At 54.1% G+C, this 12852-nt stretch carries 12 protein-coding genes; 9 read left to right on the top strand and 3 right to left on the bottom strand.

All coding sequences use genetic code 11. The features are described 5' to 3' along the window. The first annotated feature begins 80 nt into the window (after positions 1-80). Positions 81-965, top strand: coding sequence for an NAD kinase (locus KTQ90_RS11110; protein ID WP_217318494.1), 885 nt, complete (start codon positions 81-83; stop codon positions 963-965). 47 nt (positions 966-1012) lie between these two features. Continuing rightward, positions 1013-2662 carry an ABC transporter ATP-binding protein gene (locus KTQ90_RS11105; protein ID WP_217318493.1) on the top strand — a complete coding sequence of 550 codons (1650 nt, stop codon included), beginning with the start codon at positions 1013-1015 and terminating at the stop codon, positions 2660-2662. Between the two features lie 102 nt (positions 2663-2764). On the opposite strand, the gene nadD is transcribed toward KTQ90_RS11105, so the two are convergent. The 3 genes from nadD to KTQ90_RS11090 form a co-directional block, all read right to left on the bottom strand. Next, positions 2765-3343 carry a nicotinate (nicotinamide) nucleotide adenylyltransferase gene (gene nadD, locus KTQ90_RS11100; protein WP_217318492.1) on the bottom strand — a complete coding sequence of 193 codons (579 nt, stop codon included), beginning with the start codon at positions 3341-3343 and terminating at the stop codon, positions 2765-2767. Between the two features lie 118 nt (positions 3344-3461). Then, complete coding sequence (gmk, locus tag KTQ90_RS11095) at positions 3462-4028, bottom strand: guanylate kinase (RefSeq protein ID WP_022157789.1); 567 nt, start codon at positions 4026-4028, stop codon at positions 3462-3464. 16 nt (positions 4029-4044) lie between these two features. Beyond that, positions 4045-4920 (bottom strand): YicC/YloC family endoribonuclease, encoded by an 876-nt coding sequence (locus KTQ90_RS11090; protein ID WP_217318491.1) that lies wholly within the window; start codon positions 4918-4920, stop codon positions 4045-4047. Between the two features lie 240 nt (positions 4921-5160). On the opposite strand from KTQ90_RS11090, the gene tsaB reads away from it, so the two are divergent. The 7 genes from tsaB to KTQ90_RS11055 all read left to right on the top strand — a co-directional run bounded on the left by tsaB (position 5161) and on the right by KTQ90_RS11055 (position 12131). After that, entirely contained in the window at positions 5161-5850 is a 690-nt protein-coding gene (tsaB, locus tag KTQ90_RS11085; protein ID WP_217318490.1) for a tRNA (adenosine(37)-N6)-threonylcarbamoyltransferase complex dimerization subunit type 1 TsaB, read from the top strand. 7 nt (positions 5851-5857) lie between these two features. Further along, positions 5858-6460 carry a DUF4290 domain-containing protein gene (locus tag KTQ90_RS11080; RefSeq protein ID WP_022157786.1) on the top strand — a complete coding sequence of 201 codons (603 nt, stop codon included), beginning with the start codon at positions 5858-5860 and terminating at the stop codon, positions 6458-6460. A 58-nt stretch (positions 6461-6518) separates the two neighbouring features. Next, the gene (gene murA / locus KTQ90_RS11075) at positions 6519-7823 is read left to right on the top strand and encodes a UDP-N-acetylglucosamine 1-carboxyvinyltransferase (RefSeq protein ID WP_217318489.1); all 1305 of its coding nucleotides are present in this window, start codon (positions 6519-6521) and stop codon (positions 7821-7823) included. Positions 7824-7933: 110 nt separating this feature from the next. Beyond that, positions 7934-8455, top strand: coding sequence for a ribosome maturation factor RimM (gene rimM, locus KTQ90_RS11070; protein WP_217318488.1), 522 nt, complete (start codon positions 7934-7936; stop codon positions 8453-8455). A gap of 132 nt (positions 8456-8587) precedes the next feature. After that, on the top strand, positions 8588-9733 hold the full coding sequence (locus tag KTQ90_RS11065) for a 1-deoxy-D-xylulose-5-phosphate reductoisomerase (protein WP_217318487.1): 1146 nt from the start codon (positions 8588-8590) through the stop codon (positions 9731-9733). A 182-nt stretch (positions 9734-9915) separates the two neighbouring features. Beyond that, the gene (gene rseP / locus KTQ90_RS11060; RefSeq protein ID WP_217318486.1) at positions 9916-11337 is read left to right on the top strand and encodes an RIP metalloprotease RseP; all 1422 of its coding nucleotides are present in this window, start codon (positions 9916-9918) and stop codon (positions 11335-11337) included. 71 nt (positions 11338-11408) lie between these two features. Beyond that, positions 11409-12131 (top strand): Bax inhibitor-1/YccA family protein, encoded by a 723-nt coding sequence (locus KTQ90_RS11055; protein ID WP_022157781.1) that lies wholly within the window; start codon positions 11409-11411, stop codon positions 12129-12131. The last annotated feature ends 721 nt before the right edge of the window (positions 12132-12852 follow it).

The raw sequence follows: 12852 nt of genomic DNA, 5'->3' as shown, positions 1-12852 counted from the left end.
ATGTGCAACTTTTTACTCATATTTATCAACTTAAATTAATTCCGCCAACGGGTTAATATACGTATAATATATACGCAACAATGACAAACAAGCAACTCACTTTCGCCTTTTTCGGCAATACATATCAGTTACGCAAGTCGACCTCTTTAGCATGTGCGCTCGACTATCTGCGTTCGCGCAACGAGCGTATAATCTTCGACCGCAAGTTCCGCGACTTCCTCAGTCGCGACCAGCTTCTCGACCTCTCGGGCGTAGAGGTGTTCGACGGCGACAAGTTTGAAGCCGACTACGCCGTGTCTATCGGTGGCGACGGCACGTTTCTGAAGACGGCGGTGCGCATAGGGCGCAAGAATATACCGGTTGTGGGCATCAATATGGGGCGCCTGGGCTTTCTTGCCGACGTGTTGCCCGACGAGGTGGAGACGGCTCTCGCTGCGATTATCAACGGCGACTATACCATTGAGCGCCACACCGCAATAGAGATACAGACGCACGGCGAGGACTTCGACGGCTGCCACTACGCGCTGAACGACATCGCTATGCTGAAGCGCGACAACGCTTCGATGATTAGCATACACACCTGCGTCGACGGCTCGTTCCTCGTGACGTACCAGGCGGACGGACTCGTGGTCTGCACGCCTACCGGCTCTACTGCCTACTCGCTCTCGAACGGAGGTCCGATCATCGTGCCGCAGACCAGCACGTTGTGCCTCACGCCGGTGGCTCCGCACAGCTTGAACGTGCGCCCGGTGGTGATATCAGACAGCAGTAAGGTGGAGCTGCAGGTGGAGTCGCGCTCGCACAACTTCCTCGTGGCTGTGGACGGACGCAGCTATACGATGCACGAAGGCACGAAGGTGAGTATACAGAAGGCGCCGTTCTCGACGATGATTGTGAAGCCGAATGGCAGAAAATACTTCACATCGTTAAGAGAAAAGATGATGTGGGGAGTAGATAAGCGGTAGCGATGCTAACGCAATCTTGAGTTTTGAATTTTGAGTTTTGAGTTTTGATGAAGATAAAGACCTCTGACAAATATACGGTGAAGCAGATACTGCGATGGCTCTGGCAGGCATGGCGCGGCAATCGGCTGCAGGCTACGCTGAACGCGTTGCTTGGCGTGGCTGATGTGGTGCTGAGTCTGGCGCAGGTGTGGGCGATAAAGCACGCCATCGACGTGGCTTCTGGCTCCGACCGCGGCTCTATATACTGGGCTGTGGGGCTCATGGGCACGCTCATACTGCTCAACTTTGCGGTGAATATCGCAGGCGTGTGGGTGCGCAACATACTCGGCGTGAAGGCGCAGAACCGCATGCAGCAGGCTGCGCTGCAACGCATACTGCAGTCGGAGTGGCACAGCCGCGAGCATTTTCACTCGGGCGACGTGCTCAACCGCTTGGAGCTTGACGTGGCTAACGTCACGACGTTCCTCACCGAGACGCTGCCGAGCACGCTCTCCACCGTACTAATGTTCGTGGGCGCCTTCGCCTGCATGTACATGATGGACAGCACGCTGGCGCTGATACTGGTCGTGATAATTCCGATATTCGTGCTCGTGAGTAAGGTATACATGCGCCGCATGCGACAACTCTCGCGCCGTGTGCGCGAATCGGACAGCCGTGTGCAGGAGTCGATGCAGGAGACCGTGCAGCACCGCATGGTGGTGAAGACGCTTGAGGCTACGCATGCGATGATTGCAAGGCTCGAAGCAACGCAGTCGGAGCTACGCAGCAACGTGGTCAACCGCACCAAGTTCTCGGTGTTCTCCAACTTCGTACTCAACTTCGGCTTCGCCTGCGGCTATCTGTTGGCGTTTCTTTGGGCTGCCGTGCGCATGCAGGCTGGCACGCTCACATTCGGCGGCATGACAGCCTTCTTGCAACTTGTGAACCGCATACAGTCGCCGGCGCGCACGCTGACAAAACTCGTTCCGGCTTTCGTGTCGGTGTTCACAGCCGCAGAGCGACTGATGGAACTCGAGGAGGAGCCGCGAGAACCCGAAGGCGACCCCGTGCGATTTGCCGACTCCTGCGGCATTCGCCTCGACAATATAACGTATCGCTACGAGGATGGTACGCGCGACATCATAAAGAACCTCTCGTTCGACTTTCGCCCTGGCTCTACGACGGCTATTCTCGGCGAGACGGGCGCCGGAAAGACAACGCTTGTACGCATGCTTCTGGCGCTGATGCGCCCACAGAGCGGACATATATATATGTACGACGCCGATGGCGAGCAGGAGTTGACGCCGCTCATGCGCTGCAACTTTGTGTATGTGCCACAGGGCAACACGCTTCTGAGCGGCACGATACGCGACAACCTGCTGCTGGGCGACGCTACGGCGACGGACGAACGCATGTGTGAGGTGCTTAGAAAAAGTTGCGCCGAGTTTGTTTTCGACCTTCCCAACGGGCTCGACACGCGCTGCAGCGAGCAGGGCGGCGGTCTTTCAGAAGGTCAGGCACAGCGCATAGCGATAGCGCGTGCGCTGCTGCGCAACCGCGCCGTGCTCGTGTTTGATGAGGCTACGTCGGCGCTCGACAGCGAGACGGAGTGCCGCCTGCTGCGCAATATCCTCGAAGGCGAAAAGCATACCGTGATATTCATCACGCACCGCCCTGCCGTGCTCGCGTATTGCGACCAGCAGCTTGTGATAAACTGACATAACAATAGCGGAGGTCTCCGGTCTCCGCAGCACCAAGTCGATTAGTTTTTGGTTGCTGCGGAGGCAGGAGACCTCCGCTACTTAAAAGTGTGCCAAAAATCAGCAGCCGTAGTGACGCTTCACGTCCTCCACAATCTCGGCGGGCACGAGCTGCGCCACGTCCTCACCGTGCGTAGCCTTCTCTCTCACCTCCGTGCTGCTGATGTCGTAAAGGCCGGTGTCGTAGAGACGCACCGTAGGCGGCAGCGTCGAGGTGTCGATAGGCGACCCGGTGCGCGGATAGATGGCGATGGGGTAGTGGGCGATGATGTCGGCTGCGTGATACCAGCGGTCGAACACCGTCCAATTGTCGGCGCCGATGAGCAGCGTGAACTCGCGCTCGGGATAGTCGGCAGAGAGTCGCTGCAGCGTGTTCCACATATACGAAGGTCGCGGCAGACGGAACTCGTAGTCGCTCGCCGTCAGTTGCGGGTAAGGCGCCAGCGCTCGCTGCGTCATCTCGAGACGCAGGCGGTCGTCGAGCAGGCTGCCCGCCGTCTTCAGTGGGTTCTGCGGCGACACAATGAGCCATATCTCGTCCAACCCCGCCAGTTCGAGCATACGCTTCGCAATGGCGATGTGCCCGTTGTGTATAGGGTTGAACGACCCGCCGTATATTCCGGTCTTTATCTTTTGCATTTGGTATTATATAATAGATGCGGAGATATATTAGTAGCGGAGGTCTCCGGCCTCCGCAGCACCAAGTAGATTAGTGTATTTTGGTTGCTGCGGAGGCCGGAGACCTCCGCTACTGTTGTTATTCCTCGATGAATGTGCGAATAGCCTCATAGGTTTCTTCGACAGCCTTTTCGAGGTCGTCGTTGATGATGATGCGGTCGAACTTCGGAGCCTGCGACAGCTCGAACTCAGCGCGTGCGATGCGCTGCTCTATCACCTCAGGAGCGTCTGTCGCACGACCAACAAGACGGCGGCGCAGCTCCTCAACCGATGGCGGCTGAATGAACAGACTCAGCGCGCGGTCGCCGTAATACTGCTTGATGTTGCAACCGCCCTTCACGTCGACGTCGAACACCACGTTCTCGCCGCGCGCAGCCTGCGTCTCCACCTGCTGCTTCAGCGTGCCGTAGAAGCGGTTCTCGTAAACCTCCTCGTACTCGAGAAACTCGTCGCGGCTGATGCGCTCGCGGAACTCCTCGGGAGTGATGAAGAAATACTCTACGCCGTTCTGCTCTGTGCCACGCGGAGCACGCGATGTGCAAGAGATAGAGAAGGCGAGGTGCAGCTCAGGGCGCTGCATCAGACGATTGATGATTGTGCTCTTTCCGCTGCCACTCGGAGCGGAGAATATTATAAGTTTACCCATGTTTTGAGTTTTGAATTTAAAGTGCGTTCAGCACCTGTTCCTTAATCTGTTCCAGTTCGTCCTTCATCTTCACCACGATGTTCTGCATCTCGGCGTTGTTGCTCTTCGAGCCGGTAGTGTTTATCTCGCGTCCCATCTCCTGCGCGATGAATCCGAGCTTCTTGCCCTGGCCGCCATCCTCAGCCATAGTCTCGCGGAAGTAGTTGAGGTGGTTGGCAAGGCGCTGCTTCTCCTCGCTGATGTCGAGTTTCTCTATATAGTAGATAAGTTCCTGCTCAAGGCGGTTCTTGTCGTACTCAACCTCGGGGATGGAACTCAGTCCGTCAACGATGCGAGCGCGAATCTTCTCCACGCGCGACTTCTCGTACGGCTCAATGCTCTTCAGCAGAGCCTCTATGTTGTCTATCTTCTCGCCGAACTTCTTCTGCAGCGCCGCACCCTCCTGCTGGCGGAACGCCACGAGCGCATCGATAGCCTCGTCGATAGCCTTGCGCGCCACCGTCCACTCCTCGTCGGAGAGCGTCTCTATCTCCACCTTCGACATCACATCAGGCATGCGCAGCAGCGAAAGGAACCAGTCGCCCGGCAGCGGAATCTGGCACTCTGCAGCCACGTTCTTAATCTGTTCGCAGTAGTTCTTCGCAAGCGCTGTGTTGATAGTTGTGGCGTCGGTCGTAGCGTCCTTCTCAATCCAGATAGAGAAGTCGACCTTGCCGCGAATCACCTTCGTCTGTATAGCCTGACGAATCTCCATCTCCTTCTCTCTGTAGAGCGGAGCGATGCGAGTAGAGAGGTCGAGCGCCTTGCTGTTGAGCGACTTTATCTCGACATTGATTTTCTTACCATTGTAGACTACGACAGACTTGCCGTAGCCGGTCATTGAAAGTATCATATTGCGTGTTTGTTATTTATATGTGCTTGTTTGTTATTTTAAATGTGCAAATGTAAGTAATATTTTTCATATATGAAAAAAAACGTTTGCTTGTTTTTTTTAACGCTTTGTTAATGGGCTAAATTGAATAAAAAAATGTATTTTTGCATTCTATTATATAATGTGTAGTCTGCACCTAAGCGCCGCCAATGAGTTATTGCGGAGTTTAGGTAGGGCGGACTGCGAAAAAAACGAAAAAGAATGTCGTGTATATTGAGTATTGATACGAGCACCAACGTGTGTTCAGTTGCCGTCAGTCAGGACGGTGCGTGTATATTCTCCAAAGAAGACTTTGAAGGTCCTAACCACGCCGTGAATCTCGGCGTATATGTAGACGAGGCAATGTCGTTCGCCGACAGCCACGCCATACCACTTGACGCCGTAGCCGTGAGCAGCGGTCCCGGTTCGTACACCGGACTGCGCATCGGTGCGTCGATGGCAAAGGGCATCTGCTACGGACAGAACCTGAAGCTCATAGCTGTGCCTACACTCGAGCTGATGGCAGTGCCAGTGTTGCTGCGCGAGGAAGTGGAGGAGGGAGCACTGCTCTGCCCCATGCTCGACGCACGCCGCATGGAAGTGTATTCGGCTGTCTACGACCGCTCCCTGCGCGAAGTGCGCGGCATACAGGCAGACATCGTCGACGCCGACACCTACAAGGAATACCTCGACCGCGCACCGGTCTACTTCTTCGGCAACGGCGCCGAGAAGTGCATGGAGGTTATCAACCATCCCAACGCACGCTTCATCAAGAACGTACACCCGCTCGCTAAGTGGATGTACCCACTCGCAGAGAAGCGCATCGCACAGGAGAAGTTCGAGGACGTGGCATACTTCGTGCCGTTCTACCTCAAGGACTTCGTGGCGAAAGAATCAAAGAAGTTATTGTAAGAAAGATATGAAGATAAAAGGTTTAGACTACAACACACAGCGCGAACGCCTCGTGCTCCCCGAATACGGACGTGAGGTGCAGCAGATGGTCGACTACTGTGTCAGCCTGAAAAGTCGCGCCGAGCGCCAGCGTTGTGCCAACACCATAATAGCAGTCATGGAGCGCATGATGCCGCACACCTACGAGAACAAGGACTACCGACAGAAACTCTGGGACCATCTCGCACTGATGAGCGGCTTTCAGCTCGACATCGACTATCCGTGCGACATCACCGAAGCGCAGAAGATGCTGCAGAAGCCCGCACCAATGCGCTACCCGATGAAGCGCATACCCGTGCGCCATTACGGCAACATGATGTTCGAGGTGTTCGAACTGCTGAAGAACCTGCCCAATGGAGCCGAACGCACCGAGCTTACACGCCTCGCCGCTAACCAGATGAAGCGCGACCTCGTGCTCTGGGGACACGGATCGAGCGACGACGAGAAGGTAGCGTCAGACCTCGCCGACTATACCGACGGCAAGATTCAGCTCGACCTCGAAACGTTCAAGTTCGACCGCACAGAGACACCGACACGCAATTACGAGAGAAGACAACGTCGCAGAAAATAAATCCGCAACGTTGTAGATATATACCACACAACGTCGTAGAACATAAACCACAACGCTTATGGAATCGTTTATAATTGAAGGCGGACACCAGCTGCAGGGCACCATCACGCCGCAAGGAGCCAAGAACGAGGCTCTCGAAGTGATAGCCGCTGTGCTGCTCACGTCCGACCCCGTCAGAATAACCAACATCCCCGACATCCTCGATGTCAACAACCTCATACGCTTGTTGCAGGACATGGGCGTGAAAGTGACGCGCAACGGCAAGGGCGACTTTACGTTCCAGGCAGACGAACTCAACCTCGACTTCCTCGCCAGCGACGAATACGTACGCAAGTGCTCGGCGCTGCGCGGCAGCGTGCTTACGATGGGTCCGCTGCTCGGACGCTTTGGCAAGGCTGTAGTGGCTGAACCGGGCGGCGACAAGATAGGACGCCGACGTCTCGACACCCACTTCCTCGGCTTCAAGAACCTCGGCGCGACGTTCAATGCCGACGACGAGCGCCACGTATATAATATAGAAGCAGAGAAACTGCACGGCACATACATGCTTCTCGACGAGGCATCCGTGACCGGCACTGCCAACATCATTATGGCAGCCGTACTCGCAGAGGGCAAGACAACGATATACAACGCCGCCTGCGAGCCTTATATACAGCAACTCTGCACGATGCTCAACGCTATGGGCGCCAAGATTACGGGCATCGCCTCCAACCTCTTGTACATCGACGGCGTAAGCGAGCTGCACGGCACCGAACACCGCATCCTGCCCGACATGATTGAGGTGGGATCGTTCATCGGTATGGCGGCAATGGTGGGCAACGGCATACGCATAAAGGACTGTGCCGTGGCTCAGCTCGGCGTTATTCCTGACGCTTTCCGCCGTCTCGGCGTGAAGATTGATGTAGACGGCGACGATCTCTACATTCCGCACCAACCGCACTATGTTGTCGACTCGTTTCTCGACGGCTCTATCATGACTCTCGCCGATGCGCCGTGGCCCGGACTCACGCCCGACTTGCTTTCGGTGCTCATCGTGGTTGCGACACAAGCGCGCGGATCGGTACTTGTTCACCAGAAGATGTTCGAAAGTCGACTCTTCTTCGTCGACAAGCTCATAGATATGGGCGCACAGATTATACTCTGCGACCCGCACCGCTGCGTAATCGTAGGTCACGACCGCAATATTCAGTTGCGTGCAGGCCGCATGTCGAGCCCTGATATCCGCGCCGGAATCGCTCTGCTCATCGCCGCACTCGGCGCAAAGGGCACAAGTCGCATTGACAACATCGCGCAGATCGACCGCGGATATGAGGACATAGAGGCCCGACTCAACGCTCTGGGAGCAAAGATTAGAAGAGAATAAGGCAATACGTTTCCTTGTAAACTTGTTTACTTCTGAACTTGTTTCCTTGTAAACTATCTTCATAGTCTTCTCTTCTATTAGTCACCTGGTTTCCTTGTTAACTAACAAAAATGATAAAGAAAGAATCAGTATATAAAATAGGTAAGATAGGCAAGCCGCACGGCGTAGACGGCGAGGTGTCGTTCCACTTCGACGACGATATCTTCGACCGTGTAGACGCCGACTACCTCATTCTTGAGATTGACGGCATACTCGTGCCATTCTTCCTCGACGAATACCGCTTCAAGAACGACGAGACGGCGCTTGTACGCTTTGCCGATATCGACTCGCAGGAGCGTGCTCGCGAGCTTACTGGCTGCGATGTCTACTTCCCGCGTGAGCATGTCGACACAGATGCCGACCAGCTCTCTTGGGCTGCCATCGTCGGCTTCAAGGTTGTTGACGACCGATCGGGCGCTGTTGTCGGTGAGATCGAATCGGTTGACGATTCTACCATCAACACACTTTTCTGTCTGCTCACTACCGACGGCAACGAGCTGCTTATACCTGCCTCCGACGAGTTCATCGTGGAGGTGGACGCTGAGAGCCACACCATAACTATGGATCTGCCGGAGGGATTGACAGAGCTGTAAAGGGCTTGCTGGTTGTTATAGCTTATCTAGCTTATCTAGCTTATCTAGTTTGCCTAGTTTATCTAGTTTACCTAGCCAGCCTAGTCCTCCTAGCTCTCCAACAAAATCAAGCAATATAAAAATCAGACCACAATGAAACAGATATGTATCCTCGGTTCCACCGGTTCTATCGGAACCCAGGCACTCGACGTGATAGAACAGCATAGCGACCGCTACGAGGTCTACTGCCTCACGGCGAACAACCGCTATGAGATGCTTGCCGAGCAGGCGCGCAAGTTCCGCCCGGCTGCAGTCGTCATTGCGAACGAAGCGCACTACGAGTCGCTGAAGCTGCTGCTTGCCGACCTTCCCGACATCAAGGTGTATGCCGGAGCGAAGGCTATCGACGAGATTGTAGAGGCGCAGCCTATCGACATGGTGCTTACGGCTATGGTGGGTTTCGCCGGACTCTCGCCAACTATCCACGCCATCAAGGCACGCAAGACAATCTGCCTCGCCAACAAGGAGACACTTGTCGTAGCCGGCGACCTCATCTGCCGACTTGCTGCGGAGTACCACGTGAACATCCTGCCCGTAGACAGCGAGCACTCTGCCATCTTCCAGAGTCTTGTTGGCGAAGGCGACAACGAGATAGAGAAGATACTGCTCACCGCTTCGGGCGGTCCGTTCCGCAAGTTCACGCTCGACGAGATGCGCGATGTGAAGGCTGCCGACGCTCTGCGCCACCCGACATGGGAGATGGGAGCGAAGATTACGATAGACTCTGCGTCTATGATGAACAAGGGCTTCGAGGTTATCGAGGCGAAGTGGCTCTTCGGCGTTGAGGCTGAGAAGATTCAAGTGCTCGTCCATCCGCAGTCGATAGTGCACAGTGCGGTGCAGTTCCGCGACGGCGGCGTGAAAGCGCAGCTCGGTGTGCCCGATATGCGCCTGCCTATACAGTACGCCTTCTCGTTCCCCGAGCGTCTGCCGCTTAACGGCGACCGTCTCGACTTGTTCCGTCAGCCGCTCGAGTTCTTCGAGCCCGACATGGAGAAGTTCCGTTGTCTCGCCATGGCTTACGAGTCGATACGTCGCGGCGGCAATGTGCCGTGCGTAGTGAATGCAGCCAACGAAGTGGTGAACGAGGCGTTCCGTCACGACCGCTGCGGATTCCTGCAGATGGCAGACATCATCGAGGCAACCATGCAGCGCGCTACGTTCATCGCCCAGCCTACTTACGACGACTATATCGCTTCTGACGCTGAGGCAAGACGCATTGCGGCAAGCATGTTGTAAAGTTGAATTTTGAATTTTGAATTTTGAGTTTTGAATTGTCGGCTGCGCCGATGAGGAATTATTCAATTTTGAATTTGGAATTCGCAACTCATAATTTATAAATTCAAAACTCAAAATTCATAAATTCAAAATGCGCGAAGCGCACAACTCAAAATTCAAAACTCAAAACTCAAAACTCTTAAATGGAAATTTTTCTTATAAAGACACTCCAGTTCATGCTGGCTATCTCGCTTCTCGTGCTTCTGCACGAGGGCGGACACTTCTTCTTCTCGAAACTCTTCGGAGTGCGCGTCGAGAAGTTCTACCTCTTCTTCGACCCTTGGTTCAGTCTGTTCAAGTTCAAGCCGAAGAACAGCGACACTACGTACGGCATCGGTTGGCTTCCGCTCGGCGGCTACTGCAAGATATCGGGTATGATTGACGAATCGATGGACACCGAGCAGATGAAAGAGCCTGCCAAGGCATACGAGTTCCGCTCTAAACCTGCATGGCAGCGACTGTTTATCATGATAGGTGGCGTGCTTGTCAACTTCCTTTTGGCGCTTTTCATCTACGCCATGTGCCTCTTCACATGGGGCGAGGACTACGTCAGCCCGAAGGATATGACGCTCGGAATGGAGTTCAACAAGGAGGCTAAGGCGCTCGGATTCCAGGATCATGACATCTTGCTCGGCACCAACCTCGGCGAGTTCAAGGACGCCAAGGCTGACATGTATCGCGGTCTGGCTAACGCTACGGAGGTTTACGTGTTGCGCGACGGCAAGAAGGTGACCGTCAACACGCCGGGCGACCTCGACCTGCTCGGCATGTTGAAGAATGTGCCCCCGTTCGTCGTAGGTTATGTGCCGGCTGTAGTGGACAGCGTAACGCCCAACTCGGCTGCCAAGCGCATGGGTCTGCAGAAAGCCGACCGCATCCTCTCGCTCAACGGCAAGCTCGTCAGCTCGTTCTCTCAGTTCACATACGAGGTGGGTCGCAGCACCGATATGTTCACCTGCGCACAGACCCACGCCGACACCGTGAAGGCGCTCGCCGCTGTTGTCAACGTAGAGCGTCAGGTGAACGGCAAGCTCGACACACTCACGCTCAAGGGCCAGTTCGACGCCATGTCGGCAGGCGGCTTCTCGCCGTTCGCCAAGGGCAAGCCGATGCGCCTTGTGCTCGGCTACATGCCGCAGCAGCCCAAGTATAAGGTGACACACATCGACTACGGCTTCCTCGAGTCGTTCCCCGCCGGCGTCAAGTACGGCTGCAAGGTGCTCTCGGGCTACGTAGGCGACATGAAGTATCTCTTCTCGTCTGAAGGCGCCAAGTCGCTCGGCGGCTTCGGAGCCATCGGCAGTCTGTTCCCGTCGCAGTGGAACTGGCACTCGTTCTGGCTTATGACCGCCTTTCTGAGCATCATCCTCGCCTTCATGAACATTCTGCCCATCCCGGCGCTCGACGGCGGACACGTGCTCTTCCTGCTCTACGAGATGATAGCTCGCCGCAAGCCGTCTGAGAACTTCATGATATACGCCGAGTATATCGGCATCGGCGTTCTGCTGCTGCTTATGGTGGTGGCGAATCTGAACGATATCCTGCGCTTCCTGCATATAATATAATGTATAGTAGCGGAGGTCTCCGGCCTCCGCCCTGCAAACAAAGAATACAAACAATTTAAAAACAGATAATTATGAAACAACAAAACTGGTTAGATACCGATTCGCTTCGTGGCAGCGACTTCTCTATGTCGTCTGCTTTCCCTGCGCTCATGCGCAAAGTGTTTGTATGGATGACCCTCGCCCTCGCCATCACCGGCATCACCGCATACGGCGTTGCGTCTACTCCGTCGCTCATCATGGCTATCCTCGGCAACAAGGCATTGTTCTGGGGACTCATCATCGCCGAGCTTGTGCTCGTGTTCTCTGTCAGCGGCGCCATCAACCGTCTGTCGCTGTCTACGGCTACGCTGCTGTTCGTGCTCTACTCGGTAGTGAACGGCGCTACGCTCTCTGTCATCTTCCTTGCGTTCAGCATGACAGCCATCGTCAAGACATTCCTCATCACAGCCGGCACGTTCGGCGTAATGGCGCTCGTGGGCTACACCACCAAGACCGACCTCACGTCTATGGGCAAGCTGCTCTTCATGGCGCTTCTCGGACTCATCATCGCCACCGTGGTTAACATGTTCGTGCGCAGCAGCGGCTTCGACCTCATCCTGAGCTACGTAGGCGTGCTCATCTTCGTGGGTCTCACCGCATACGATACGCAGAAGATAAAGCAGATGTGCCAGCTTGCGCCCGACGCAGGCGAACACATGCAGAAGCTCGCTCTGCTTGGTGCGTTGAGCTTGTATCTCGACTTCATCAACCTATTCCTCTATCTGTTGCGCATTTTCGGCAACAATAAGGAGTAAACCGACCGGTTGCGTCCGCCGTCCGACCGGATTGCGTTCGCCGCCCGATCAGATTCCGTTCGGTGTCCGATCAGATTCCGTACGGTGTCCGATCAGATTCCGTTCGGTTGACGACGACTCAGACTCACGACTTATAAAACGAAAGCTAAAGACATACACAGCTTTTAGTTAGAAACCAATACGGGGAATCGCCGCTTTGTTTTGATAGTTTTACGGTCAAAACAAGCGTGATTCCCCGTTTTTTATGCCAGTTCATCAACGCATGATTGGGTTTATTGAACGAATGGGGGCGTTTGTTGAATAAATTTGTGGGTTTCTGGTTTATTGAATAACTTTGCAAGTGTAAAAAGGAAGAATAGTTTAGTATTACAAGTAGTAATTGTTAGAGAGTTAATAATTTAGAGAGTTATAATAAAAGTAAGTTAGAGAGTTATTTAGAAGAAATTTAGAGTTTACACACATACATCAGATTACGTTTCATACACACATTAAGCAATGTTATTTAAGCAAAAGACTACAAGTATTAGAGTATGTCCACAGCGGTGGAGTCACAAACGAATGAATTTTGTTGTTGATTAATAGTTTTTTCGTGAGAAAAGGTTATAAAAGTACGGGGCTATCTTTAGTCCCGTTTTTTTTGTTTATAATTGAAAGTTGAGAGTTGAGAGTTATGATATGCTTTGTTGTTTGAGTTTTTGCTCGCATTAGATCGGAAGAGCGT

Source organism: Leyella stercorea, assembly GCF_019052365.1.
In the GTDB taxonomy this organism is placed as follows: Bacteria; Bacteroidota; Bacteroidia; order Bacteroidales; family Bacteroidaceae; genus Prevotella.
Note: the sequence above shows the minus strand (reverse complement) of the source record. Positions and strands in the feature narration are given on the sequence as shown.

Bases quoted from the DNA above. Each gene is read 5' to 3' on its own strand.
- KTQ90_RS11110 (WP_217318494.1), top strand. From the start codon at position 81: ATGACAAACAAGCAACTCACTTTCGCCTTTTTCGGCAATACATATCAG.
- KTQ90_RS11105 (WP_217318493.1), top strand. From the start codon at position 1,013: ATGAAGATAAAGACCTCTGACAAATATACGGTGAAGCAGATACTGCGA.
- nadD (WP_217318492.1), bottom strand. From the start codon at position 3,343: ATGCAAAAGATAAAGACCGGAATATACGGCGGGTCGTTCAACCCTATA.
- gmk (WP_022157789.1), bottom strand. From the start codon at position 4,028: ATGGGTAAACTTATAATATTCTCCGCTCCGAGTGGCAGCGGAAAGAGC.
- KTQ90_RS11090 (WP_217318491.1), bottom strand. From the start codon at position 4,920: ATGATACTTTCAATGACCGGCTACGGCAAGTCTGTCGTAGTCTACAAT.
- tsaB (WP_217318490.1), top strand. From the start codon at position 5,161: ATGTCGTGTATATTGAGTATTGATACGAGCACCAACGTGTGTTCAGTT.
- KTQ90_RS11080 (WP_022157786.1), top strand. From the start codon at position 5,858: ATGAAGATAAAAGGTTTAGACTACAACACACAGCGCGAACGCCTCGTG.
- murA (WP_217318489.1), top strand. From the start codon at position 6,519: ATGGAATCGTTTATAATTGAAGGCGGACACCAGCTGCAGGGCACCATC.
- rimM (WP_217318488.1), top strand. From the start codon at position 7,934: ATGATAAAGAAAGAATCAGTATATAAAATAGGTAAGATAGGCAAGCCG.
- KTQ90_RS11065 (WP_217318487.1), top strand. From the start codon at position 8,588: ATGAAACAGATATGTATCCTCGGTTCCACCGGTTCTATCGGAACCCAG.
- rseP (WP_217318486.1), top strand. From the start codon at position 9,916: ATGGAAATTTTTCTTATAAAGACACTCCAGTTCATGCTGGCTATCTCG.
- KTQ90_RS11055 (WP_022157781.1), top strand. From the start codon at position 11,409: ATGAAACAACAAAACTGGTTAGATACCGATTCGCTTCGTGGCAGCGAC.